The sequence below is a fragment of the Chenggangzhangella methanolivorans genome (assembly GCF_019797865.1).
GTDB classification, from domain to species: domain Bacteria; phylum Pseudomonadota; class Alphaproteobacteria; order Rhizobiales; family Methylopilaceae; genus Methylopila; species Methylopila methanolivorans.
The window spans coordinates 2,385,411-2,408,642 of record NZ_CP081869.1 but is presented as its reverse complement, the minus strand read 5'-3'; the positions used below and the strand labels follow the sequence as shown (position 1 = coordinate 2,408,642).

27 protein-coding genes and 3 pseudogenes are annotated in these 23,232 nt (G+C 70.4%); 17 read left to right on the top strand and 13 right to left on the bottom strand.

Annotated features, from left to right (window positions below; genetic code table 11):
- Positions 1 to 7 precede the first annotated feature (7 nt).
- The 5 genes from K6K41_RS12615 to K6K41_RS12595 form a co-directional block, all read right to left on the bottom strand.
- A complete protein-coding gene (locus K6K41_RS12615; protein WP_261405318.1) occupies positions 8 to 334 on the bottom strand; it encodes a hypothetical protein in 327 nt (108 codons plus the stop codon).
- Positions 313 to 564 (bottom strand): P-loop NTPase family protein, encoded by a 252-nt coding sequence (locus K6K41_RS12610; RefSeq protein ID WP_261405317.1) that lies wholly within the window; start codon positions 562 to 564, stop codon positions 313 to 315. The genes K6K41_RS12615 and K6K41_RS12610 overlap by 22 nt, the downstream gene beginning before the upstream one ends.
- 288 nt (positions 565 to 852) lie before the next feature.
- Complete coding sequence (locus tag K6K41_RS12605; protein ID WP_261405316.1) at positions 853 to 1,242, bottom strand: response regulator; 390 nt, start codon at positions 1,240 to 1,242, stop codon at positions 853 to 855.
- A gap of 3 nt (positions 1,243 to 1,245) precedes the next feature.
- Positions 1,246 to 1,809: a hypoxanthine phosphoribosyltransferase gene (hpt, locus tag K6K41_RS12600; protein ID WP_261405315.1), complete on the bottom strand. Its 564-nt coding sequence runs from the start codon at positions 1,807 to 1,809 to the stop codon at positions 1,246 to 1,248.
- Positions 1,810 to 1,826: 17 nt separating this feature from the next.
- A complete protein-coding gene (locus tag K6K41_RS12595; RefSeq protein ID WP_261405314.1) occupies positions 1,827 to 2,693 on the bottom strand; it encodes an MJ0042-type zinc finger domain-containing protein in 867 nt (288 codons plus the stop codon).
- Positions 2,694 to 2,865: 172 nt separating this feature from the next.
- On the opposite strand from K6K41_RS12595, the pseudogene K6K41_RS31000 reads away from it, so the two are divergent.
- The 7 genes and pseudogenes from K6K41_RS31000 to K6K41_RS12565 all read left to right on the top strand — a co-directional run.
- Positions 2,866 to 3,009 (top strand): annotated as a pseudogene (locus K6K41_RS31000) (ATP-binding cassette domain-containing protein); the annotation flags it as partial.
- 8 nt (positions 3,010 to 3,017) lie between these two features.
- Positions 3,018 to 3,437: a cell division ATP-binding protein FtsE gene (locus tag K6K41_RS30995; protein ID WP_487308372.1), complete on the top strand. Its 420-nt coding sequence runs from the start codon at positions 3,018 to 3,020 to the stop codon at positions 3,435 to 3,437.
- A gap of 57 nt (positions 3,438 to 3,494) precedes the next feature.
- Positions 3,495 to 4,490 carry a cell division protein FtsX gene (locus K6K41_RS12585; protein WP_261405313.1) on the top strand — a complete coding sequence of 332 codons (996 nt, stop codon included), beginning with the start codon at positions 3,495 to 3,497 and terminating at the stop codon, positions 4,488 to 4,490.
- 224 nt (positions 4,491 to 4,714) lie between these two features.
- On the top strand, positions 4,715 to 4,837 hold the full coding sequence (locus tag K6K41_RS12580; protein ID WP_261405312.1) for a hypothetical protein: 123 nt from the start codon (positions 4,715 to 4,717) through the stop codon (positions 4,835 to 4,837).
- Positions 4,831 to 5,277, top strand: coding sequence for a YdcF family protein (locus K6K41_RS12575; RefSeq protein WP_315855223.1), 447 nt, complete (start codon positions 4,831 to 4,833; stop codon positions 5,275 to 5,277). Before K6K41_RS12580 ends, K6K41_RS12575 begins: the two co-directional genes overlap by 7 nt.
- Positions 5,278 to 5,351: 74 nt before the next feature.
- Positions 5,352 to 6,080 carry a lysophospholipid acyltransferase family protein gene (locus tag K6K41_RS12570; RefSeq protein ID WP_261405311.1) on the top strand — a complete coding sequence of 243 codons (729 nt, stop codon included), beginning with the start codon at positions 5,352 to 5,354 and terminating at the stop codon, positions 6,078 to 6,080.
- Between the two features lie 71 nt (positions 6,081 to 6,151).
- Positions 6,152 to 6,661 carry a hypothetical protein gene (locus K6K41_RS12565; RefSeq protein WP_261405310.1) on the top strand — a complete coding sequence of 170 codons (510 nt, stop codon included), beginning with the start codon at positions 6,152 to 6,154 and terminating at the stop codon, positions 6,659 to 6,661.
- On the opposite strand, the gene K6K41_RS12560 is transcribed toward K6K41_RS12565, so the two are convergent.
- Positions 6,562 to 7,116, bottom strand: a complete 555-nt coding sequence (locus tag K6K41_RS12560; protein ID WP_261405309.1) for a gamma-glutamylcyclotransferase — start codon at positions 7,114 to 7,116, stop codon at positions 6,562 to 6,564. The genes K6K41_RS12565 and K6K41_RS12560 overlap by 100 nt on opposite strands.
- Before the next feature lie 124 nt (positions 7,117 to 7,240).
- On the opposite strand from K6K41_RS12560, the gene K6K41_RS12555 reads away from it, so the two are divergent.
- Positions 7,241 to 8,281, top strand: a complete 1,041-nt coding sequence (locus K6K41_RS12555) for a DUF2125 domain-containing protein (protein WP_261405308.1) — start codon at positions 7,241 to 7,243, stop codon at positions 8,279 to 8,281.
- Positions 8,282 to 8,434: 153 nt separating this feature from the next.
- Here the strand turns inward: K6K41_RS12555 and hemA are convergent, their stop codons facing one another.
- The 3 genes from hemA to K6K41_RS12540 all read right to left on the bottom strand — a co-directional run bounded on the left by hemA (position 8,435) and on the right by K6K41_RS12540 (position 12,597).
- Positions 8,435 to 9,664: a 5-aminolevulinate synthase gene (hemA, locus tag K6K41_RS12550; RefSeq protein WP_261405307.1), complete on the bottom strand. Its 1,230-nt coding sequence runs from the start codon at positions 9,662 to 9,664 to the stop codon at positions 8,435 to 8,437.
- Positions 9,665 to 9,756: 92 nt separating this feature from the next.
- Positions 9,757 to 11,427 carry an ABC transporter permease gene (locus tag K6K41_RS12545; RefSeq protein WP_261405306.1) on the bottom strand — a complete coding sequence of 557 codons (1,671 nt, stop codon included), beginning with the start codon at positions 11,425 to 11,427 and terminating at the stop codon, positions 9,757 to 9,759.
- Between the two features lie 147 nt (positions 11,428 to 11,574).
- Complete coding sequence (locus K6K41_RS12540) at positions 11,575 to 12,597, bottom strand: Fe(3+) ABC transporter substrate-binding protein (RefSeq protein WP_261405305.1); 1,023 nt, start codon at positions 12,595 to 12,597, stop codon at positions 11,575 to 11,577.
- A gap of 458 nt (positions 12,598 to 13,055) precedes the next feature.
- On the opposite strand from K6K41_RS12540, the gene dapB reads away from it, so the two are divergent.
- The 3 genes from dapB to K6K41_RS12525 all read left to right on the top strand — a co-directional run bounded on the left by dapB (position 13,056) and on the right by K6K41_RS12525 (position 15,855).
- The gene (dapB, locus tag K6K41_RS12535) at positions 13,056 to 13,862 is read left to right on the top strand and encodes a 4-hydroxy-tetrahydrodipicolinate reductase (RefSeq protein WP_261405723.1); all 807 of its coding nucleotides are present in this window, start codon (positions 13,056 to 13,058) and stop codon (positions 13,860 to 13,862) included.
- A gap of 94 nt (positions 13,863 to 13,956) precedes the next feature.
- On the top strand, positions 13,957 to 14,595 hold the full coding sequence (locus tag K6K41_RS12530) for a 2,3-bisphosphoglycerate-dependent phosphoglycerate mutase (protein ID WP_261405304.1): 639 nt from the start codon (positions 13,957 to 13,959) through the stop codon (positions 14,593 to 14,595).
- 114 nt (positions 14,596 to 14,709) lie between these two features.
- Positions 14,710 to 15,855 (top strand): TraB/GumN family protein, encoded by a 1,146-nt coding sequence (locus tag K6K41_RS12525; RefSeq protein ID WP_261405303.1) that lies wholly within the window; start codon positions 14,710 to 14,712, stop codon positions 15,853 to 15,855.
- 3 nt (positions 15,856 to 15,858) lie between these two features.
- On the opposite strand, the gene K6K41_RS12520 is transcribed toward K6K41_RS12525, so the two are convergent.
- From K6K41_RS12520 to K6K41_RS12510, 3 genes are all read right to left on the bottom strand, one after another.
- The gene (locus tag K6K41_RS12520; protein ID WP_261405302.1) at positions 15,859 to 16,080 is read right to left on the bottom strand and encodes a hypothetical protein; all 222 of its coding nucleotides are present in this window, start codon (positions 16,078 to 16,080) and stop codon (positions 15,859 to 15,861) included.
- A 75-nt stretch (positions 16,081 to 16,155) separates the two neighbouring features.
- Positions 16,156 to 16,557 carry a type 1 periplasmic-binding domain-containing protein gene (locus K6K41_RS12515; RefSeq protein WP_261405301.1) on the bottom strand — a complete coding sequence of 134 codons (402 nt, stop codon included), beginning with the start codon at positions 16,555 to 16,557 and terminating at the stop codon, positions 16,156 to 16,158.
- Positions 16,558 to 16,585: 28 nt separating this feature from the next.
- Positions 16,586 to 17,155 carry a penicillin-binding protein activator gene (locus tag K6K41_RS12510; RefSeq protein WP_261405300.1) on the bottom strand — a complete coding sequence of 190 codons (570 nt, stop codon included), beginning with the start codon at positions 17,153 to 17,155 and terminating at the stop codon, positions 16,586 to 16,588.
- A gap of 391 nt (positions 17,156 to 17,546) precedes the next feature.
- On the opposite strand from K6K41_RS12510, the pseudogene rsmI reads away from it, so the two are divergent.
- The 6 genes and pseudogenes from rsmI (at position 17,547) to K6K41_RS12480 (ending at position 22,616) form a co-directional block, all read left to right on the top strand.
- Positions 17,547 to 18,486: pseudogene (gene rsmI, locus K6K41_RS12505) on the top strand (16S rRNA (cytidine(1402)-2'-O)-methyltransferase).
- Between the two features lie 3 nt (positions 18,487 to 18,489).
- Positions 18,490 to 18,855 carry a YraN family protein gene (locus K6K41_RS12500; protein WP_261405299.1) on the top strand — a complete coding sequence of 122 codons (366 nt, stop codon included), beginning with the start codon at positions 18,490 to 18,492 and terminating at the stop codon, positions 18,853 to 18,855.
- Positions 18,856 to 18,869: 14 nt separating this feature from the next.
- Positions 18,870 to 19,826: a glutathione synthase gene (gshB, locus tag K6K41_RS12495; RefSeq protein ID WP_261405298.1), complete on the top strand. Its 957-nt coding sequence runs from the start codon at positions 18,870 to 18,872 to the stop codon at positions 19,824 to 19,826.
- Between the two features lie 181 nt (positions 19,827 to 20,007).
- Positions 20,008 to 20,876: pseudogene (gene mepA, locus K6K41_RS12490) on the top strand (penicillin-insensitive murein endopeptidase).
- Positions 20,877 to 20,958: 82 nt separating this feature from the next.
- Entirely contained in the window at positions 20,959 to 22,125 is a 1,167-nt protein-coding gene (gene metX / locus K6K41_RS12485) for a homoserine O-acetyltransferase MetX (protein WP_261405722.1), read from the top strand.
- Positions 22,126 to 22,151: 26 nt separating this feature from the next.
- On the top strand, positions 22,152 to 22,616 hold the full coding sequence (locus tag K6K41_RS12480; RefSeq protein ID WP_261405297.1) for a VOC family protein: 465 nt from the start codon (positions 22,152 to 22,154) through the stop codon (positions 22,614 to 22,616).
- 22 nt (positions 22,617 to 22,638) lie between these two features.
- Here K6K41_RS12480 and K6K41_RS12475 read toward each other — a convergent pair whose 3' ends face one another.
- A complete protein-coding gene (locus tag K6K41_RS12475) occupies positions 22,639 to 23,154 on the bottom strand; it encodes a hypothetical protein (protein ID WP_261405296.1) in 516 nt (171 codons plus the stop codon).
- Positions 23,155 to 23,232 lie beyond the last annotated feature (78 nt).

Sequence of the window (23,232 nt, the reverse complement as noted above, 5' to 3'; positions counted from 1 at the left end):
CCCGTAATTACCATAAAACGTCAGCGATCCTTGGTCGAGGGACCAATCCCGCGTCGCAAAAACCTTCAAGCGTCTCGGGTTTGGTCGTCGCCCAGATCACCGAGGCGTGCGACAGCCGGTCCCGAATCGCCGCGTCGACGTCGGCCGCAGTGTTTTCCGGCGCGCGCGGCAGCCTTTCGTCGACGAAGTACCAGTCGAACTGGAACGCGAGCGTCAATCCGAGGGCGAGCGATCGCCGGTCCGGACCGAGATACTGGTTCATCGGCTTGCCGCGCACCACCTTGACGCCGCTGAGGCGCGCGGTGATGCGCATCACCTCGACCGGATCGACCATAGACCTGTGCGAGGAAGTTTCGCGTTCTGGTTGACCGTCGCCTTGGGCTCGATGAAGTTCGTGTAATCGAGCGGCCAGCAGGTGGTTCCGACCCGGCGGATCGCGCCCTTGTCGGGGTCGTCGACGCCCGAGAGGATCTTGAGCACGGCGCTGTTCTTGGCGCTGTCGGGACCGATGAGCCCGATGCGGTGGCCGGCGGGAACGTCGTCGCGGCGCCCGCGAGCGTCCACTGGTCGCGCGAGGTCGCCTTCTTCTCGCCCTTCCAGACGTCGTGCAGCTCAAACATCGGGCGTTCTCCCGCCCGAGTTCCGCCGATCAGGCGCCGCCATGCGCGGAAGGTCGTTCATGCGGGTCAAAGACGGGCTCGCCTCCGAAACGTCGACGTGGGCTGCGTGAAGGTCGCGTACAAACCCCAACCGGCGGGCGAAATCATGACCCGTTCGGCGCAGACCTATCGATGCGAAGTCCCCGGACCTGATCATGGGCCATATTGCGCTGCGGTCAATCGGGGCGAGCACTTATGCGCTGAGACGCGTTTCTTCGGCGGCCGAGAGCGCTTCCGCGACCGCAGCGCGGATCTGGGCGAGCGAGAACGGCTTGGTGACGACGTCGTGGATCAGCGCGTCGAGCCCGGCGGCGCGCTCGCGCTGGTCGGCGTAGCCGGTCATCAGCAGGATCGTGAGATCGGGATAGTCGCGCGCCGCCGACAACGCGAGCGCGATGCCGTCCATCATCGGCATCCGGATGTCGGTCAGCAGAAGGTCGAAGGCGCCGCGCTCGGCGGTCAGCCTGTCGAACCCGTCCGCGCCGTCGATCGCCAGGACGACCTCATGGCCGTCCATCTCGATCGCGCGCTTCACGAAGGCGCGCACCGCGTCCTCGTCGTCGCACAGCAGGATGCGCGCCATGGCTCAGCCTCCCTGATCCGGTTTCGTTTCGCCGTCGTCGCCGACGTCCACCACGCCCACGAAGGGCAGTTCGCGATAGGCGTGGGCGACGTCCATGCCGTAGCCCACCACGAAGAGGTCCGGGCAGCGGAAGCCGACGAGATCGGCGTCGACCCGCACCGCCCGCTTGTTGGGCTTTTCGAGCAGCACGCAGGTCAGCACCTTGCGGGCGCCGCGCGCGGCCATGAGGTCCTTGGCGAAAGCGAGCGTGCGCCCGGACTCGAGGATGTCGTCGACGAGCAGCACGTCGCGGCCGGCGACGTCGCTGTCGATGTCGTGGACGATCCGCACCGCGCCGCTCGACACCGTGCCGTCGCGATAGCTCGACAGCGAGATGAACTCGACCTCGGGCGCGAGCCCTGCGGAGTGCAGCGAGCGGATGAGGTCGGCGGCGAACACGAACGATCCCTTCAGGACCGCGACCACGAGCAGCCGCTCGGTGTTCAGCGCCGCGATCTCGGCCGCGAGCTCGGTGTTGCGCGCGCCGATCGTGTCGGCGGAGAAGAGGACGTTGACGCGGTGGCCCATGGGGTCTCCTTGCGGCGTCAATGGCCGAGCGAGGCCATCAGGTCGTGGCGCGCGAGAAAGCGCACCGCGATCGCCTGGCCTTCCGCGGGCGGCGAGGCGAGGCGAGCGCGGAAGGTCGCGGTCTCGCCGGGCTGCAGCTTGGGGCGGGCCGCCACCGTCGTCCAGGCGTAGAGCTCGCGCTCGCCGCCCGCCGTGACGGCGAGCCGCAGCCGCGGCACGTCGAGCTCTCCGGCGGAGACGTTCTCGACGAGGCCGGTGACGAGCAACACGGGGCTGCCGTCGACGAGCTCTTCGGCCGAACGGACGTCCCGGATGGCCAGGCCGCGCACGTTCACTTGCAGTCCGAACGCCTCGTAGAGCGAGGCGAGCGACGGCGCAAGCCGCACGATCTCGACCCGCGCGCCGGCGAGCGCGCCAAGGGCGACGACGCCGATCGCGACCGCGACGGCGCTGAGGCGCGGACGACGAGGCGTGGCGGCGGCGCGCGGGCGCCCGCCCGCCGCGCTCGTCCGGCGACGACGGGCGAGATACCCGCCGACGCCCCGCGGAGCGCCGCGCGCCGGCTTCGGCGCGGCCCCGTCGATCCGCTCGGGGCGTTCGATCACCTCGATCTCGCTCGCTTCTTCGAGGCTGAGAATGGGTTCAGGCGCCGTCACGACGACGACCGGCGCCTCCAAGGGCTGCGCGACGACGGCCGGAGCCTCGGTTTCGATCTCGGCCTCCGCCGCGGCTTCCGGGGCGTCGACCGGCGCCGTCTCGTGGTCCGGCGTCGCGTACCATTCGTCGCGGCAACGCTGGCAGCGCACCTTGCGGCCGGCGCCAAGCCTGTCGGCCGGAACCCGGTAGCTCGCCTCGCAGGAAGGACAGGTGATCGACGTCAGCATCGGCGGTTTCGTCGGTCTCGGAAGCGGACACTGGGCGAAGATCGGCGCGGACGCATGTCGCCACGCGCGCTCGAGCCGTCGACGACCACGCCACTTTATCGTTAATGGCTCGTTAAAATCTCCGCGCCACAACGGTCGGAGCCGGTTTCGCCGGAGGCCAAGGACGCGTCACATGCTGCGTTTCGAGAATGTCGGTCTGCGCTACGGGCTGGGGCCCGAGGTCCTGCGCGACCTGACCTTCTCCATCGAGCCGAACTCGTTCCAGTTCCTGACGGGCCCGTCGGGCGCTGGAAAGACGTCGCTGCTGCGCCTGATGTTCCTCGCATTGAAGCCGACGCGCGGCCTCGTGAAGGTGTTCGGGCGAGACATCGTCACCCTGCCGCCCGGGATCTTCCCTCCCTGCGCCGCCGCGTCGGCGTCGTGTTCCAGGATTTCCGCCTGCTCGACCACATGACGACTTACGAGAACGTCGCGCTTCCCCTGCGCGTCTCCGGCCGCGAGGAGGCGAGCTACCGCGCCGAGGTGACCGAGCTGCTCGGCTGGGTCGGGCTCGGCGACAAGCTCGACGCGCTGCCGCTGGTTCTGTCGGGCGGCGAGAAGCAGCGCGCGGCGATCGCCCGCGCGCTTGTCGGACAGCCCGAGCTGCTGCTCGCCGACGAGCCGACCGGCAACGTCGATCCGCAGCTCGCGCGCCGGATCCTCCGGCTGTTCGTCGAGCTGCACAATCCGGCACGTCGGTCGTGATCGCGACCCACGACATCGCCCTCATGGACCTCGTCGACGCGCGGCGCCTCGTGCTGCATGACGGCCGGCTGCACGTCTACGAATGAGCGCCTCCCCCACGTCCTCGAAGGCGTCACCCGCCGCCGGCCGGCCGGCAAGCCCGCGTCGCGGCAGAACCGCAGGCTCGGGCCGATCGTGCCGTCGTCTTCGGTCTCGGGCCGCACGCTGCTGATCGTCATCGCGATCATGACCTACCTCGCCTCGCTGACGCTCGGGGCCGTCGACCTCACGCTCGGGGCGGCGGACGCCTGGGAGCGCGACGTCGTGCGCGAGACCACTGTGCAGATCCGGCCGGCGGAGGGCCGCGACCTCGACGTCGAGGCCGCGACCGTCGAGCGGCTGGCGCGCGCGACGCGCGGCGTCTCGGAGGTGCGGACCTATTCGAAGGACGAGACCGCGCGCCTGCTCGAGCCCTGGCTCGGCTCGGGCCTTGCGCTCGACGACCTGCCGATCCCGCGCCTGGTGGTGCTCAAGCTCTCGGCCGAACAGGCGTTCGACGCCGACGGGCTGAAGCAGGCGCTCGCCCAGGAGGCGCCGGGCGCGACGCTCGACGACCATCGCCGCTTCCTCGACCGGCTGGTGGCGATGGCCCGGGCCGTCGTGTGGCTCGGCATCGGCATTCTCGCGCTGATGCTGGTCGCGACCGCGCTTTCGGTGGTGTTCGCGACGCGCGGCGCGATGGCGTCGAACCGCGACATCGTGCAGGTGCTGCATTTCGTAGGCGCGCGCGACAGCTACATCGCCGGACAGTTCCAGAACCGCTTCCTGCGGCTCGGGCTCCGGGGCGCGCTCGTCGGCGGCGGCGCTGCGATCGCGACCTTCTTCGCCGCCGGCATGACGGCGTCCCAGGGGGTCGGCAGCGCGACCGTCGACCAGATGGACGCGCTCTTCGGCTCGTTCGAGATCGGCCTGTCGGCCTATCTCGGCGTCGCCGTCCTCGCATTCGTGGTCGCAGGCCTCACCGCCGCGACGTCCCGGCTCACGGTCTACAAGACCTTGCGCGCCATGGACTGAACCTGCATCTCGTCGGCGGCGACTGGACGCCGCGTCCGGCGAGGGCGCACTCTGGAGGCTCGAAGCGACATCGCGACGATGGCGACCCGGTCTGACAGCATACCGACGGAGCCGGCCCGCGGGCCGGACGCCTCGCCCTTCCGCAGGGCGCTGGCGACGCTCGCCGTGATCACGGGCGGCTGCGCGGCGCTGATGTTCGCCGGCTTCCTGCATTCGTGCAGCTGGTGCCGGGCGCCGAACAGTCGACGCCGGCCGCCGGCGACGGCATCGTGGCGCTGACGGGCGGCGCGGAGCGGCTGTCGGACGCGCTGCGCCTGCTGGCGTCGGGCCGCGGCAGCGGCTGCTGATCTCCGGCGTCCATCCCGAAACCACCGAGCGGGAGCTCGCCCGCGCCCAGCCGGATTACGCCGCTTTCGCGCGCTGCTGCGTCGATCTCGGCCGGCGCGCGCTCAACACCGCGGGGAACGCGGTCGAGACCCGCCGCTGGGCGGTGGGCCACGGCTTCCGCTCGCTCATCGTGGTGACTTCGGGCTATCACATGCCCCGCACGATGATGGAGCTCGCGCGTGAAATGCCGAACGTCGAACTGATCCCCTATGCGGTCGTCACCGACCGCCTCAAGGGCGAGCACTGGTGGCGGGACCTGGACACCGCGCGCCTGCTCGCCGGCGAATATGTGAAGTATGTGGCGGCGCTCGTCAGGGTCCGGCTCGCGCCGCGCCTCGCCAAGGCGCCTGTCGGGGCGGAGACCGTGCAGGGACCGGCTGAGCCGGCCGCCCGCTCCTGAGCGCGATCCTTCCCGCAGAGCCCGACGCCGCCGTCGAGCCTTACGCCCCCGGCGCGCCCCGCGCCGGCAAGACCGTGCGCAAGCGCGTCGTCGTCTTCAACGTCGCGATGGCGGCGCTCGTCTGCGCGGTCGCGCTCGTGACGGGACCGTTCGTGCTGATCCTGCCGCGCGGCGTCGCGATCTCGGTCGCCGACTGGTGGTGCCGCGCCAATCTCAAGCTGCTGCGCGCGCTGGTCGGCATCGACCTCGAGATCCGCGGCGTCGAGAACATCCCGAAGGGCGCGGCGCTCGTCGCGGCCAAGCACCATTCCGCGCTCGAGACCTTCGGCCTGATGCCGTCGCTCAGCGACCCCGCCTTCGTGCTGAAGCGCGAACTCACCTGGCTGCCGTTCTTCGGCTGGTTCCTGCTCCGCATGAAGATGATCGCGATCGACCGGAAGGCCGGGAGCGAGGCGCTCGTCCAGATCATCGAGCAGGCCAAGGTGGCGGCCGCCGACGGCCGGCAGATCGTGATCTATCCGGAGGGCACGCGCCGCAAGGTCGGCGAGGCGCCGCGCTACAAGCTGGGCGTCGGCCATCTCTACGAGCGGCTCGGCCTGCCCTGCCATCCGGTCGCGATCGACGCGGGCGTGTTCTGGCCCAAGGGCACGATCGCGCGCCGCCAGGGACGGGCCGTGATCGAATTTCTCGATCCTATCCCCGCAGGTCTCGACCGCGTGGCGTTTCAGGAAATGGTGCGCCAGAGGATCGAAACCGCGACTGAGGCGTTGGTGGCGGAAGCAAGGTACGGAAAGCGCAATTGAATCGCGCATTTGTATTCTATCGATAATTTGACTTTCGACAATTATAGTGTCCCTACTTGAGTAGGGTTGCCGTGAAGGTGATTCGTATGATCGAGGGCAAGTCCGAAGAAGGTCAGATCGACGCGCTCGCCGCCGCTTCGCCGGAGGCCGTGTCGCCGGAAGACGACGGCCTTGCGCTTGTGGCCCGGGAAGGCGGTTTCGAGGATCGCTACCGCATCTGGCGCGGGCGCTCGGGCCGCCGCTATCTCGTTACCGTCATGCCGCTCGGCGACGCGATGCGCGTCGAAGGCGCCATCGTCCTGCTCGTCGCGATCGAGCCCGGCGGCGGCCGCGAGATCGTCTGGGCCGGCCAGAGCGGAGACCTGCTCCCGGGACTCATGCTCTCGCCCGCCGCGCAGCTCGAAGCCCATGTCCACCTGCTCGCGGCCAATCCCCAGCGCCGCAAGGAGGCGCTCGAGGATCTCGTCAGCGGCACGCAGGCCTATTCCTCTGTGCTGACCGTCAACGCCGCCGCGAGCCAAGACAAGGTCGGATCGCCGACGCCGAGCCGGTCGAGCTCCCGAGCGGTGTTCACGACGTAATCGGGGTTTGGGCCTGCGAGCCCGACGCTCCCCGCGACGCGCTCCAGCGTCTCCTCCGGCGACAGCAGCCCGACATATTGCGGATGGTCGCGGTCTACCACATAGGCGACCGCTTCGACCGTGCGCCCGTCCTGCAGCTTCGCCGGCAGCATCGTTTCGAGATAGACCCGCGTCACGAGTTCGCGCTCGCGCAGATAAGCGAGCGTGTCGGCGACGCGCGCCGCCTCGACGCGAAACGCCACCCCGCAGCACGAACCGCCCTCGTCGAGCCCGAGCACGAGGCCGGGACGCTCGGGCGTGCCGCGATGGCGATGGGATTCGATGCAGAGCGCGCGATGATAGCCGTCGACGGTGGCGCAGGAGCGCTCGGCCGCCTCGAAGCCTGGCCGCCACATCAGCGAGCCATAGGCGAACACCCAGAGATCGATGTCTGTCGGTATTCCGCTGTCGGTCATCGGTCGCTCAACCGGCGCGAATCGGCGGGCGCTTGACGGCGGCCGACCCGCATGTCTCGGGTACCAGCCCCGCGCGGGTCCGGCAAGGTCGGCGCCGCGCCGCAGCATCGAGGTCCACCACGCGATGACGGACGCCGCCCCATCACCCGGCCCGCGCCGCGGGCGCTGGCGCCTCTTCGCGCCCACCCTGCTGCTGCTCGTCGGCTGCGCGGCGTGGACGGGCTTCTGGTTCTGGGCCGCGGGCCGCGCCGGCGAGGCGATCGACGTCTGGCTCGCCCGCGAGGCGAAGCTCGGCCGGACCTACGCCTGCGGCGGCCGCGACATTCAGGGCTTCCCGTTCCGGATCGAGGTCGACTGCCGCGACGTCAGCGTCCGGCTCGCGGCCGAGGGCGGTGAGATCGCCGCGACCGCCCCGCGATTCGTCGCGCTGGCGCAGGTCTATGATCCCAAGCGCCTGATCGGAATTCTCCACGGCCCGGTGGCCGGAACCGCGCCGGACGGGACGCGGATCGACCTGTCGTTCTCCGACGCGCGCGGAAGCGCGCGGGTCGAGGGAAGGACGGTCGAGCAGGCGTCGCTGCGCGTCGAGACCCCGCGCCTGACGATGGGCGGCGAAGAGGTCGGGACGGCGAAGGCGCTCGAGGCGCATCTGCGCCGCGCGCCCGACGCGGAGCGCGGCACCTACGACCTCGCCGCGGCGCTCGAGGAGGCGGTCTCGCCGTTCTTCGACGCGGCGCCGGTCGGCTCCGGACCCGTCGCCGCCGAACTCCAGATCCGCGCGAGCGGCCTCGAGGATCTGCATCCGGGATCGCTCCCCGACCGTCTGCGCCGCTTCGCCGAGGCCGGCGGACGGGCGCGCGTCGACCTGCTGAAGATCTCGCGCGGCGACGTCGCCGCCGAGGCCAAGGGCGAGGCGCAGCTCGACGTCGAGGGTCGGGCGAACGGCCGCTTCGACGTCACCGCGCGCGGCGTCGACAGTCTCGTCCAGTCCTTCGCGGGCGAGGAGAAGGGCGGGCTGTCGTCGCTGTTCGGGGTCGGCGCGAAGCTGCTGGGCAAGCCCGCCGAGCTCGACGGCAAGCCCGCCACCACCTACCGGCTGAAGCTCGACAAGGGGCGGCTGTCGCTCGGCCCCATCCGCCTGACGCGACTGCCTCCGGCGTTTTGAGCGGGCGGCGGCGCCCGTCATCCCGGCCGAAGAGCCGGGATCCGGAACCGGAACGGTGGATTGAGAATCCCGGAGCGCGTCGGTTCTGGATCCTGGGACAGGCCCGGGATGACCGGCGGGGGCTCGAGCGCCTCTGCGGCGTTGCGGCCTTACTTACTCTGCGGCCATCGCCTGGTAGCGGCGCGGCAGGTCGAGCTTCGACCACACCGCGTCGAGCGCGTCCGCGAGATCGCGCACCAGCGCGTCGTCGTGGAGCGGCGAGGGCGAGATGCGCAGCCGCTCGGTGCCGCGCGGCACCGTCGGGTAGTTGATCGGCTGGATGTAGATCCCATGGTCGGCGAGCAGCATGTCGGAGGCGGCCTTGGCCTTCTCCGGGCAGCCAACCAGCACCGGCACGATGTGGGTCTCGGACGCCATCACCGGCAGGCCGCGGCCCGCGAGCGCGAGCTTGGTCTGGTTGGCCTGGCGCTGGTGACGGTCGCGCTCGGCCTGGCTGCTCTTGAGATGCGCCACCGAGGCGCGCGCCGCGGCCGCGATCGCCGGCGGCATGGCGGTGGTGAAGATGAAGCCCGGCGCATAGCCGCGGATCGCGTCGACCACCGGCTGCGAGGCCGTGACGTAGCCGCCGATCACACCATAGGCCTTGGCGAGCGTGCCCTCGATGACGTCGACGCGGTGCATCACCCCGTCGCGCTCGGCGATGCCGGCGCCGCGCGGACCGTACATGCCGACCGCGTGGACCTCGTCGAGATAGGTCATGGCGTTGTGTTCTTCGGCGAGGTCGCAGATCGCGCCGATCGGCGCGACGTCGCCGTCCATCGAATAGACGCTCTCGAAGGCGATCAGCTTCGGCCGGTCGCGGCCGGCTTCCTTCAGCAGGCGCTCGAGGTCATAGAGATCGTTGTGCTGGAAAATCTTGCGCGCGCAGCCCGAGCCGCGCATGCCGGCGATCATCGAGGCGTGGTTCAGCGCGTCCGACAGGATCAGGCAGTCGGGCATCAGCCGCGCGATGGTCGAGATCGAGGCTTCGTTCGACACGTAGCCGGAAGAGAAGACGAGGCCCGCCTCCTTGCCGTGGAGGTCGGCGAGCTCCTGCTCGAGCAGGACGAGCGGATGGTTGGTGCCCGCGATGTTGCGCGTGCCGCCGGCGCCTGCGCCCACCTTCTCGGCGGTCTCGGTCATCGCCGAGATCACGCTCGGATGCTGGCCCATGCCGAGATAGTCGTTGGAGCACCACACCACGACCTCGCGCGGCCCCTCGGGCGCATGCCAGGTGGCGCGCGGAAAGTCGCCTGCTCGTCGCTCGAGGTCGGCGAACACGCGATAGCGCTTCTCGGTGTGCAGCTGTTCGACCGCACGGCGGAAAACGTCGTTGTAACTCATCGAACGTCCCATCCTGGGCGAGTTCATAATCATTCTAGGCCGAAATGTCGTCATCAGAAGGGATGACGGCGACAGATGGCCGCGCAGAATGGTTACGCAGGTTCCGGCGCGGCTGCTTGTGCGGGACCGGCCGCCGCGTGCGCCACCGCCGCGCGTCCGCTCGCCTTGGCGATGAGCGCCACGGGCGCCAGACCCACGATCACGATCGCGAGCGCCGCCACCGCGCCGCTCTCGTAGGACCCGCGCGCCGCCTCGCCATAGACATGGGTCGCGAGCGTCTCGAAATTGAGCGGTCGCAGCAGCAGCGTCGCGGGCAGCTCCTTCATGCAGTCGACGAAGACCAAGAGCGCCGCGGCCCCGATCGCGGGCGCGGCCAGCGGGGCGTGGATGCGCCACGCGACGCCCGTCGGGGTCTGGCCGAGGCTGCGCGCCGTGTCGTCGAGGCTCGTCGGTATGCGCGCCAGCCCCGCCTCGATCGCGCCCGCGGGGATCGCGAGGAAACGCACCACATAGGCGTAGATCAGCGCCGCGCCCGAGCCCGACAGCAGCAGGCCGGTGGAGACGCCGAGCCACTCGCGCGCCAAGCCGTCGACGGCGTTGTCGAAGGCCGCGAGCGGCGTCAGCAGGCCGACCGCCACCACGACGCCCGGCATCGCGTAGCCGACGCCTGCGGCCCGCAGCGCCGGCCGGGCCGGCGCGCCGCAGACGCGGACCGCATAGGCCGCCGCGAAGCCGAGCGCGACGGCTGCGGCGGTGGCGAGGCTTGCGAAGGCGAAGCTGTTGGCGGCTTCCCGGAAGAGTTCCGGCGGCATGCCGAAGGCGCGGACGCGGGCGAAGGCCTCGCCGGCGAGATGAAGCGCAGGCGCTCCGAAGCCGACCAGCACCGGCGCCGCGCAGATCGCGACGCAGAGCGCCTGGCCCAGAGGCCCGAGCTCGCGGGGGCTCGCGCGGCGGCCCTGCCGGGCGGAGCTCATCGAGCGCTGCTTTCGCCGCGCCCAGCGTTCGAGCGCGACGAGCGCGACGACGAGCGCCAGCATCATCAGCGCGATCTGCGCCGCGCCTTCGACGGAGGAGCGGTTCACCCAGGTGGAGTAGACCGAGACGGTGAGCGTCCGCACGCCGAGGAACTCCGCCGCGCCGACGTCGTTCAGCGCTTCCATCAGCGCAAGCGCCGCGCCGACCGCGATGGCGGGACGGGCGAGCGGCAGCGCCACGGTGAAGAAGGCGCGCAGCGGGCCGGCGCCGAGCGTGCGCGGAACCTCGAGCACCGCCGCGGACTGCATCGCGAAGGTCGCGCGGGCGGTGAGGTAGACGTAAGGGTAGAGGGTCGCGCCGAGCAGCAGGACGCAGCCGCCCATCGAGCGGATGTCGGGCAGGCGGAATTCGCGGGGGCTCGAAAAGCCGAGCAGCCATCGCAGCCCCGATTGCACGGGGCCGAGCGGATGCAGCAGGTCGGCGTAGGCGAAGGCCGCCACATAGGCCGGCATGGCGAGCGGCAGCAGCAGCGCCCATTCGAAGAGGCCGCGGCCCGGAAACCGGAAGGCCGCGACCGTCCATGCGGTCCCGACGCCGACGATCGAGACCACGAGGCCGACGCCGAGGAGAAGCGTCGTGGTCTCCTTCGCGGCCTGGGGCAGAACGAAGGACCAGAGATGCGGCCAGAGCTCGCCCGAGCCCTGCGCCGCCAGTCCCGCGAGCCCCAGGACCGGCGCGAGCGCGAGCGCGGCCGCGCCGAAACCTGCGATCAGCCAGCCCCGCGTCATCGAAGCCAAAGCTCCACCGTCATGCCCGCGTCTTCGCGGGTATCCACGACTTGCTCGTAAAGCGCGGTGGGCGCCCAAGTCGTGGATACCCGGCTCCGCCGGGCATGACGGCGTCCGAGCGACCTGAGCCCCACCAGCCGGACAAGGTCAGCTGTCGAAGCCGACCTCGTCGATCAGCGCGGCGGCGTCCTTGCGGTTCTTCGAGATGTCGACCAACGGGGTCTCGTCGATCTTGAGCGCGCCGAAGGCCGCCAGGATCGGGTCGACCGGGGCGCCGGCCTTCACGGGGTATTCGTAGTTCGCCTTGGCGTAGATGCCCTGAGCTTCGTCGGAGACGAGATATTCGAGCAGCTTCACCGCCTCGTCCTTGTTCGGGGCGTTCTTGGCGACCGCCGCGCCCGAGACGTTGGCGTGGGTGCCGCCGTTCTTGAAGGTCGGGAGCACGACCTCGATGGCGTCGGCCCATTTCTGCTGCTCGGGGCCGCTTTTGCCCGAGCGCATCAGCCCGACATAGTAGGAGTTCCCGATCGCGACCGAGCAGGTGCCCGCGGCGATGTCCTTGGCGCCGTCGCGGTCGCCGCCGGCGGGCTTGCGGGCGAGGTTCGCCTTCACGCCCTGCAGCCACGCCTTGGTGGCGTCGCGCCCGTCGCGGGCGATCATCGCGGCGATGAGCGAGGTGTTGTAGGGGTGCTGGCCCGAGCGGATGCAGACCTTGCCCTTCCACTTCGGGTCGGCGAGGTTCTCATAGGTGAGGCCCTTGGCGGCCGCGGCGTCCTCCTTGGCCACATAGGCGACGCGGGTGCGCATCGAGAGGCCGTACCACTGGCCGCCCGGATCGCGGAACGCGGCGGGGATCGCGCCGTCGAGCGTCGAGGACGAGACCTTCTGGCCAAGACCCTTGTCCACGAGGTCGATCAGGTTGCCGAAGTCGACCGTCATCAGGATGTCGGCCGGCGAATTCGCGCCTTCGGCGGCGACGCGCTCGGCCAGCCCCTTCTCGACGAAGACGGTGTTGACCTTGGTCCCGGTCTTTTCCGCATAGGCGTCGAGCAGCGGCTTGATCAGGCCGGGCTCGCGGGTGGTGTAGACGTTGACCTCCGCGGCGAAGGCCGGGGCGGCGAGGGCGCTGGCGAGAAGCGCGGCGGCGCCGGCGAGAAGACGTGCGGTCATCGGGTGTGGCCTTGGGTCCGCGCCTCCCCACGCCGCGCGCGGTTGCGGACCTTTGAGGCCACACGAGGCGTGATTTCCTTGACGCTCGGCCGAGGCGGAATCAATCGGCGCTCGGAAAGTTCAACGGTTTCGAATGAGAATGATTCAAATCAACAGGGGCGGCGGGCCTGCGCGCGACCAGCCTTCCTTCCTTCCTTCCTTCCTTCCTCCCTCCCTCGGAGAGGGGAGGGTGGCGCGCCGCGGAGCGGCGTGACGGGTGGGGTCGCAGGGCCTAGTGCGCCGCCGTCCTGCTCGATGACGCGGCGACTGCGCCCCTTCCTGAAGCGCACCCCACCCTAACGCTCCCCTGTCCCAGGGGAGGGAGACCCGGAGCCCGCTCCTCTTCTCTCGCTCCACGACCCATCCCCCTGCTATGAGGGCGCGCCACGCCGCGAAGTACGGAGCCAGTCGCCATGCCCATGCGCCTTGTCGTCGCCGGAGCCGCCGGCCGGATGGGCCGCGCGCTGATCCGCGCGATCGCGGAGACCGAGGGAGCCGAGCTGTCCGGGGCCTTCGAGCGCGCGGGCTCGGACGCCATCGGCAAGGATGCGGGCGAACTCGCCGGCGTGGGGCCGCTCGGCGTCGCGGTGACCGACGATCCGCTGCCGCTGGTCGCAGCCGCCGAGGGCGTCATCGACTTCACGGTCCCGGACGCGACAGTCGCGCTCTCCGAGCTCGCCGCGCAGGCCCGCATCGTCCATGTCATCGGCACCACGGGCATGTCGGAGACGAACCTGCAGCGCCTCGACGCCGCCGCGCGCCACGCTGTCGTGATCCGCTCCGGAAACATGAGCCTCGGCGTCAACCTTCTGGCCGGCCTCGCCCGGCAGGCGGCGCGCGCGCTCGGGCCGGAGTGGGACGTCGAGATCGTCGAGATGCACCACCGCATGAAGGTCGACGCGCCCTCGGGCACCGCCCTGCTGCTCGGCGAGGCGGTGGCCAAGGGCCGGGAAGTCGCCCTCGCCGAACAGTCCGTGCGGGTCCGCGACGGCCATACCGGCGCGCGGGTCGAGGGGACGATCGGCTTCGCGACGCTGCGCGGCGGCACCGTGGTGGGCGACCACATGGTGATCCTCGCCGGGCCCGGCGAGCGGGTCGAGCTCGGCCACCGCGCCGAGGACCGGATGATCTTCGCCCGCGGCGCGGTGAAGGCCGCGCTCTGGGGCAAGGGCGCCAAGCCCGGCCATTACGGCATGGCGGACGTGCTCGGTCTCGACCGGAGCTGACGTCGAGCGACGTCGCATTCTCTTCGCACTTGCGCTAAGGGAGCGGACAGCGCCCGCCCGCGCCTTCCCCGGCCTTTGCCCCTGGAGCTTCTCGATGCAGCGTCGCCTCGTCCTCGTCCGTCACGGCCAGAGCGAGTGGAATCTGAAGAACCTCTTCACTGGCTGGAAGGACCCGGACCTTACGGAGCGGGGCGTCGAGGAAGCCAAGGCGGCCGGCGAGCTGCTGAAGACCGAGGGTCTCGTCTTCGACGTCGCCTTCACGTCGAAGCTCAAGCGCGCCCAGCGCACCTGCCAGCTGATGCTCGACGCGCTCGGCCAGAAGGGCCTCGAGACCATCGAGGACAAGGCGCTGAACGAGCGCGACTACGGCGAGCTCACCGGCCTCAACAAGGACGACGCCCGCAAGACCTGGGGCGAGCAGAAGGTGCTGATGTGGCGCCGCTCCTACGAGGTGCCGCCGCCCGGGGGCGAGAGCCTGCGCGATACGGTCGCGCGGTCGCTTCCCTATTTCGTGCGCGAGATCCTGCCGCGCGTGTTGAACGGCGAGACCGTGCTGGTGGCCGCCCACGGCAACTCGCTGCGCGCGCTCATCATGACGCTCGAGCGTCTCACCCCCGACGAGCTTCTCAAGCGCGAGCTCAAGACCGGCGCGCCGATCATCTACGAGATGAACGCCGACTCGACCGTGGCCGGCTGGCGCGATCTCGGCGCGGCCGACGAAGAGGCCGCCTGAAGACCGTCGTCTCGACCTGACGATCGTCACGGGCCCAAGCGGTCCGTGGACGGGATCCTGCCCGTCCGAAATTCCGGTTGGCGAGCGGCGCGGCGCGGCGCATCATCCGCGCCGATGGCGGTTGCGACGGTCGAGCTCGACGGGGCCGGACGACGCCGGGCGCGCCGCACGACGCTCCTGGCGATCGCGCTCGCCTTGGCTTCCGCCGCTCCCGCGCTCGCGGGCGGACAGCAGCCCGCGGCTCCCGCGATGCAGGCCGGAAGCTGGCGCGAGACCGGCCCCTCGGCGGGCCCCGCCCCGAGCGATCAAACCCAGGCGCCGGTGCTGCGGGCGGCCGACTGCGTCGGCGTCGACCTCGTCAAATCCCTGCAGACGAGCGACGCCGCCGGCTTCGCCCGGTTCGAGAATTCGGCGCGCGCGGTCGCCAACGGCCAGGGGCTGCTGTGGCGCGTCGAAGGCCGGGGCTCGAAGCCCTCCTATCTCTTCGGCACGATGCATTCGAGCGAGGCGATCGCGAAGTCGTTCGACGAGCTTGTGCTCGCCGCGTTGCGCCGCTCTCGCATCGTGGCGACCGAGCTTCCGGGCGCGAGCACGCGCCGGGTCGCGGCGGAGCTGCGCCGGCTCGTGGCCAATCGCAGTTTCCGGCCGGGCGGCGACTCGCTCGGCGCGCTGTCGCCGGACCTGCGCGCGCAGGTCGAGGAGCGCATCGCGCGCGCCGGCATCCCCGCGCCGGTCGCCGAGCAGCTGCAGCCCTGGTATCTGGCGCTCGCTTTGTCGCGCTCGCGCTGCGGCCCGCCGCCGGCCGGCGTCGACACCGAGACGGCCGACGCGCGGATCGAGCGGCTCGCGGTCGAGCAGGGGGCGCGGTTGACGGGGCTCGAGACGCCGGCCGAGCAGGTCGAAGCGCTCGCCTCGATCCCCGACGAGGTCGCGCTCCGGATGATGCGCGAGGCGACCGAAAAGGGGCTGAAGCCGGAAGACGTCGAGAGCACCATCATGGGGCTCTATTCGACCCGCCGGATCGGCTATCTGCTGGCGATGCGCGGGCCCGACTGGGCGGGCGCCTTCGACGTCGACGGCTACGCCGAGTTCATCTCGTCCTTCATCACCCGCCGCAACGCCAGCATGCTGCAGCGGGCTCTGCCGCTGCTCGGCTCCGGGGAGGCCTTCATCGCTGTCGGCGCGCTGCACCTTCCCGGCGACCGAGGCCTCGTCCAGCTCATCCGGCAGGCGGGGTTCTCGGTGACGCGGATCTGGTGAGGCTCAGAGCGCCGCGAGGCGGTCCTGGGCTGGCGCGTCGCTCTGCTCGTGATCGGCGAGCGTGCGCAGCAGATCGAGCGCGAAGGCCCCGGTCTCGTGCATCGAGACCATGATGGCCTTCTCGCTGCGCTGGACGAGATCGGTCAGGATCGAGACCGCCTGCGTCGCCGTCTCGCAGGAGGCTTCCAGCTCATGGCCCAGAGGGCCGTATGTGACGTATGCCATGGCGCGGGACGCTGAGCCGAGTCGGCCTCCCGCACCATTACGTTTATGGCATACCAGTCATACACTCTCAGGTGGTCATTCGCTCTGGCCCGGCGCAACCGGCGGCGAGGCCTGCGCGGTCTGGCCGGAGAAGCTCGTGGGCGCCGGGCTCACCATCACGGCGCCGCCGGGCTGCACCTTGTAGACCGCGAGCCCGCGCTCGTTGCCGCCGTCAGACTTGAACCGGAACGCGCCGTCGACGCCTGAAAAGCCCGACGGATTGACGAAGGTGTCCGAGGTCAGCGCGCCCGCCCCTTGGGTCTTCACGAGCGCGGCCACGAGCGCGGTCGCGTCATAGGCGAGCGAGGCGGTGCGCACCGGCGAAGAGCCGTATTTCGCCCGGTAGCGCTCGGCGAAGTTCTTGTAGTTGCGGTCGTCGGGCGCTGCGTCCAGGCGCCAGAAAGGCTCTCGTCGCGCGCGATCGCCGGATCGTCCCAAAGCCCGGTGCCGAGCAGCTGGAGGCGCTTCAGGTTGACGCCGTTGGTCGCCAGCATGCCGACGACGGTCTGGACGTCCGAGGCCGAGTCGGGGATGAGGAGCGCGTCGGCCGGGGCAGGGCGCTCGAGAGCCGGGCGATCGCCTCCGACATCTTGGTCTTGTCGGACGAGTAATGCTCGAGACCCACCACGCGCCCGCCGGCCTTGGCGACCGCCGTCTGGAACGCGGCCTCGACAACCGAGCCGTAGCCGGTCTCGGGCAGCAGCGCCGCGAAGGAGCGTTTCCCCTGCGCGACCGCGTAGGAGACGATCCGCTGGACGTCGGACTCCGGCATGAAACTCAGCAGGAAGACGCCGTTGGTCGCGACGTTCTGGTCGGTGGAGAAGGCGAGCATCGGCACGTTGCGCTGCTTGGCGACCTGGCCGGCGCTCGCGACCGAATGGGCGAACAGGGGCCCGAGCACGAGCTTGGCGCCCTCGTCGGTCGCCGCGGTCGCGGCCGCGCGCGCGCCTTGCGCGGTGCCGCCGTCGTCCTTCACCACGAGCTGGATGTCGGGCGTGTTGAATTCCGCGAGCGCGAGCTCGGCGGCGTTGCGCATCGACTGCGCGGCCGCGCCGGCGTTCCGGCCGCGCTCTGCGGCAGCACGAGCGCGACCTTGACGGCTCCCTGGCCCACCACCGCGTCGAGCGGCTTGGACTCCACCTGCGGCGTCGGGGCGGCCTGGGGCATCGGGTCGAGCGCCGCCGGTCCATGCCGCTGTCGGAGTCGCAGGCCGCGACGAACGCGCACAGGCCTGCGACGATCGCGCCGCGCCACATCGGTCGCCAGTTGAGAAACATTACCGCCACCGCCAGTTCGACCGGTCGCCGCCCCGATGGCGACCGGCGAAAGACACCGCCCCGATGGTCAGTCCCGGGAGCCGCGCGGCCGGTTTGCGCCGCAGGCTTGGCCCGATAGACTTCGCCGTTGAGTACAAGACGAGCGCACCCATGCCAAGGCCCGCGAGCCCTCGCCCGGCTTCCGAAGACCCGTCCGATCGTCGACCTCCCGAAGCTCGCGGCTACGTCCTTGCGGGCTCGCGGGTGTCGCCGGGCGCGCTCGCTCCGGGCCTTCACGTCGTCGCGACCCCGATCGGCGCTCGCCGACATCACCATTCGGGCGCTCGAGACGCTGGCCGCCGCGGACCTCGTTCTGTGCGAGGACACCCGCGTCACCCGCAAGCTGACGAGTCATTACGGGATCTCGACGCAGCTTCAGCCCTATCACGAGCACAACGCCGCCGAGATGCGGCCGCGCGTGCTCGCCCGGCTCGCCGAGGGCGAGCGGATCGCGCTCGTCAGCGACGCCGGCACGCCGCTGATTTCGGACCCTGGCTACAAGCTCGTGAGGGACGCGATCGTCGGCGGCTTTCATGTCGTCGCCGCGCCCGGCGCCTCGGCGGCGCTGACCGCGCTGGTGGTCGCGGGGCTGCCGACCGACCGGTTCTTCTTCGAAGGCTTCTTGCCGCCCAAGCAGGGCGCGCGACAGGCGCGGATCGCGGAGCTCGTCCGCATTCCCGCGACGCTCGTGTTCTACGAGACCGGCCCGCGGGTCGCGGCCGCCATGGCCGATCTCGCGGACGGCCTCGGCCCCCGCGAGGCCGCGCTTGCGCGCGAGCTCACCAAGCGGTTCGAGGAGGTGCGGCGGGGAACGCTCGCCGAACTCGCGGCGCAGCTCGCCGAGGAGCCCGCGCCCAAGGGCGAGATCGTGCTGGTGGTCGGACCGCCCGGCGAGGAGGCGGCCCCGCAGGCGCAGGATCTCGACGCGGCGCTCGTCTCGGCGCTGAAGCGGGTCTCGCTCAAGGACGCGGTGGCGGAGGTCTCGGCCGCGACGGGCGTCAAGCGGCGGGAGGTCTACGCCCGCGCGCTCGACCTTGCGAAGTCCGACTGATCCGTGGCCGCGGCGCCCGAGCGCATCCGCGCCTTCCGGCTCGGCCTCTCGGCCGAATCGCGCGCCGTCTGGCTGCTGCGCCTCACCGGCTGGCGCATCGTCGCCCGGCGCTGGTCGGCGGGCGTGGGCGAGGTCGACGTCGTGGCCTTGCGCGGCCGCACGCTCGCTTTCGTCGAGGTCAAGGCGCGCTCGACGTTTCGAGACGCGGCCGAGGCGGTGACGCCGCGCCAGCAGGCCCGCATCCGCCGCGGCGCCGAAGCCTTCCTTGCGAAGCGGCCCGAATTCGCCAGATATGTCGTCAGCTTCGACGTCGTGCTGGTGGTTCCCGGCCGGCTTCCGCAGCGCGTGCCGAACGCCTTCGGCCTGTAAGAGATCCGGTCCCCATGAAGCTCCGCGTCGCCGTCCAGATGGATCCGATCGAACGGATCAACATCGCAGGCGACTCGACCTTCGCGCTGATGCTGGAGGCTCAGGCGCGCGGCCACGAACTCGCCGTCTACACGCCCGACCGCCTCAGCCAGACCGGCCAGCAGGTCCATGCGCGCGTCCGCCCCTGCGAGGTGCGCGATGTGGTCGGCGACCATGCCAGCCTCGGCGAGGAGACCCGCGTCGACGTCGCAAGCGAAATCGACGTCGTGCTGCTGCGGCAGGATCCGCCGGTCGACAACCTCTACGTCTCGACCACCTACATGCTGGAGCGCGTCCATCCGAACACGCTGGTGGTCAACGATCCCGTTCAGGTGCGGAACTCGCCCGAAAAGATCTTCGTGCTCGACTACGCGCACCTGATGCCGCCGACGCTCGTCACCCGCGACAAGGCCGAGGTCGCGGCCTTCCGCGAGGAGCACAAGGACATCGTCGTGAAGCCGCTGTTCGGCCATGGCGGCTCGGCGGTGTTTCGCCTCACGAGCGACGACCTCAATTACGGCTCGCTGCTGGATTTCTTCTCCACGAGCTTCCGAGAGCCCTGGATGGTCCAGAAGTTCCTGCCGAACGTGTCCAAGGGCGACAAGCGCATCCTGATGGTGGACGGCGAGTTCGCGGGCGCGGTCAACCGCGTTCCGGCGGCGGGCGACCTCCGCTCCAACATGATCCGCGGCGGAGCGGCGCACACCGCCGAATTGTCCTCGCGCGAACGCGAAATCTGCGAGACCATCGGACCCGAGCTCAAGCGGCGCGGGCTGATTTTCGTAGGCTTCGACGTGATCGACGGATTTCTGACCGAGATCAACGTGACCTCCCCGACCGGCATCCGCGCGGTGAAGCGTCTTGGAGGCCCGGACGCCGCGGCCGCGACCTGGGACGCGATCGAGCGTCGGGCGTCGGAGGCGCGCGGATGAGGCTGGTCGAGGCCGACTGCGTGCTTCGAGACGCCGCCCTGCGGGCGGCTCCTCAGCATGAGGGATGTCGAGGATGAAGTTTCTGCGTTTCGCGCAGCGCGCCGCGAATCCTCATGCTGAGGAGCCGCGAAGCGGCGTCTCGAAGCGCGCAGTTCGCCTGTGCGCCGCTTTCGCCCTGACGATGTCAGCGCCGGTCGCCGCGCAGGACATCACGCCGCCGGGCTATGCGGTGCCGGCGCTCAAATCCGTCGGACCCGGCACGCCTGCGAAAGAGCTGTTCGGCCGCGTCGAAAAACCGAGCCAGGGCCGCGAGGAGTCGATCGGCTTCTACTCGAACGGCTGCATGGCGGGGGCCAAGGCGCTGCCGCTCTCGGGCGCGACCTGGCAGGTGATGCGGCCCTCGCGAAACCGCTATTACGGCCGCACCAAGCTCGTCTCGTTCATCCAGCGCATCTCGAAGAAGGTGGCGGCCAACACGTCCTGGCCGGGCCTGCTCATCGGCGACATGTCGCAGCCGCGCGGCGGCCCGATGCTGAAGGGCCACGCCTCGCACCAGATCGGCCTCGACGTCGACGTGTGGCTGCGCCCGATGCCGACCGCCGAGATGAACATGCAGGCGCGCGAGCAGATCATGTCGACCAATCTCGTGGCCGAGAACCGCACCGACCTCAACGCCTACTACACGAAGAACACGCTGCAGATCATCAAGATCTTCGCCACCGACCCGGAGGTCGAGCGCGTGCTGATCAACCCGGCGATCAAGCGGCGGCTCTGCATGGACGCGGGGAACGACCGGGCCTGGCTGCAGAAGGTGCGGCCGGTCTGGGGCCACGACTACCACACATCCGGCTCGGCTGCTCGGGCAGCGACGCCTCGTGCAAGAGCCAGGCGGACGTCGTGCCCGGCGACGGCTGCGGCAAGGCGCTCGACTGGTGGTTCACGCCCGGCCGCCTGTTCCCGCGCCCGCCCAAGGTTCCGCCGAAGCCCGCGCCGCCGCTCACGCTCGCCAAGATGCCGGCCGCCTGCGCCGCGGTGCTGAACGGGCCGTGACAGCGCCGCTGGCGCGCCGACACGTGGGTCCGCGCCTTCCATGATTGACAGGAACGCCCCCGGGCGCTTCACCCTTGGCGCCATGAACGAGGCGACCATCGAGCTTTCAACGAACGCCGCCGCCCGCCGCGAGGCGGACGCGCCGCATTCGCTCGTCGCCGAATTCGCGGCGCCGCTCACGCTCGAGTCGGGCCAAAGCCTGTCCGGCCTGCGCATCGCCTACCAGACCTATGGAACGCTGAACGCGGAGAAGTCGAACGCGATCCTGGTCTGCCACGCGCTGACCGGCGACCAGCACGTGGCGAACGTCAGTCCCGTCACGGGCAAGCCCGGCTGGTGGACCACCATGGTCGGGCCCGGCAAGCCGATCGACACCGACCGGTTCTTCATCATCTGCTCGAACGTGCTCGGCGGCTGCATGGGCACGACGGGACCGGCCAGCACCAATCCCGCGACCGGCGAGCCCTACGGCCTCGACCTGCCGCTCGTGACCATCCGCGACATGGTCGACGCGCAGGCGATGCTGATCGACCATCTCGGCATCGAGTCGCTGTTCTGCGTAGCCGGCGGCTCGATGGGCGGCATGCAGGTGCTGCAATGGGCGGCGCGCCATCCAGACCGCGTGTTCTGCGCGCTGCCGATCGCGACCGCGCACAAGCACTCGGCGCAGAACATCGCGTTCCACGAGGTCGGGCGCCAGGCCATCACCGCCGATCCCGACTGGCGGCAGGGCCGCTATCTCGTCGAGGGCTCGACGCCCCGCAAGGGCCTCGCGGTCGCGCGCATGGCGGCGCACATCACCTATCTGTCGGAGCCGGCGCTCCAGACCAAGTTCGGCCGCAACCTGCAGGACCGCGACGCGCGCACCTTCGGCTTCGACGCCGATTTCCAGATCGAGAGCTACCTGCGCCACCAGGGCGCGAGCTTCGTCGAGCGCTTCGACGCGAACTCCTATCTCTACGTCACCCGCGCGATGGACTATTTCGACCTCGCGGCCGACGGCACGCTCGCGGGCGCCTTCCAGGGCACGAAGACGCGGTTCTGCGTCGTCTCCTTCACCTCGGACTGGCTGTTCCCGACCGAAGGGTCTCGGCAGGTCGTGCATGCGCTCAACGCCGCGGCCGCCAACGTCTCCTTCGTCGAGATCGCGACCGACAAGGGCCACGACGCCTTCCTGCTCGAGGTGCCGGAGCTGTTCGCCACCACCAAGGGCTTCCTGGACTCCGCCGCGAAGGTGCGCGGGCTCTAAGCGACGTCCGACCATACGGAGCCGTCATGGAAGATCCGTTCCGCCGCCCGGCCTTGGCGAGCGCCGTGTTCTACGCGGATCCCGCCGCGGCGCTCGACTGGCTCGAAAAGGCCTTCGGCTTCGAGCGCGTGATGGTGATCCGCGACGAAGCCGGCGCGATCGTCCATTCCGAGATGCGCCATCGCGGCGGGCTGGTCTATGTCGGCTCCGAATGGGCCGACTTCACCGCAAGCCCGGCTTCCGTCGGCGGGCGCTGCACCCAGATCCTCCACGTCCATCTCGACGAGGACGTCGACGCCCACTGCGCGCGCTCGCGCGAGGCCGGCGCCGAGATCCTGATGGAGCCGTCCGACCAGTTCTACGGCGATCGCGTCTATCAGGCGCGCGACCCGCAGGGCCATGTCTGGACCTTCGCCGAGCCGAAGCGCCATGTGTCGCGCGAGGAGGCCGAGGCCGCGAGCGGCCTCAGGATCGAGGGCTGGCCGGGCTGAGCCCAGCCAGCCAGCATTCCGATCAGAGCGTGAAGTCGAGGCTCGTCTTCGCCGTCCCGCCTTCCGGCGGCATCGGGAGCGGCACCGCGGAGCGGGAGCTGCTGCGGTTGATCAGGCCGCTCGACTGGCCGGCGCCCCAGTAGATGCTGGCGTTGGCGTAGACGATCCCTGCGAGGTTCGCGTCCGGCCAGGCGAACGGGATGGTGAGGACGCAGGTCGCCGTCGCGCCCTTGCGGGTGCTGATCATCGTCGCGTTCTCCTGGAAGGAGACGTTGTTGCTGTTGTTGTGCAGCAGGTAGCCCGAGCAGGTCGGCTTGGCGTCGGCCGGGATGTCCGACCTGATGTTGATCTTCACGGTGATCTGGACCTGGGACACCTTCACGCCCGCGGCCGGCGTGAAGCGTTCCTTGACCGCGGTCTTCTCGGCCGACTGGGCGCGCAGGATGTCGACGAGCTGCTGGACGGATTCGTCGGCGCGCGACGGCGCGGCGGCCGAGAGAACCGCGGCGCAGGCCGCGAGAGTGAGAAGTCTTTTCATGTCGCCCCCCAAAGCGCCCCATGCGCGGGGCGCTTTGGAATGACGGGAACGTGATCCCGCCGCAGTTCGTGAAACTGC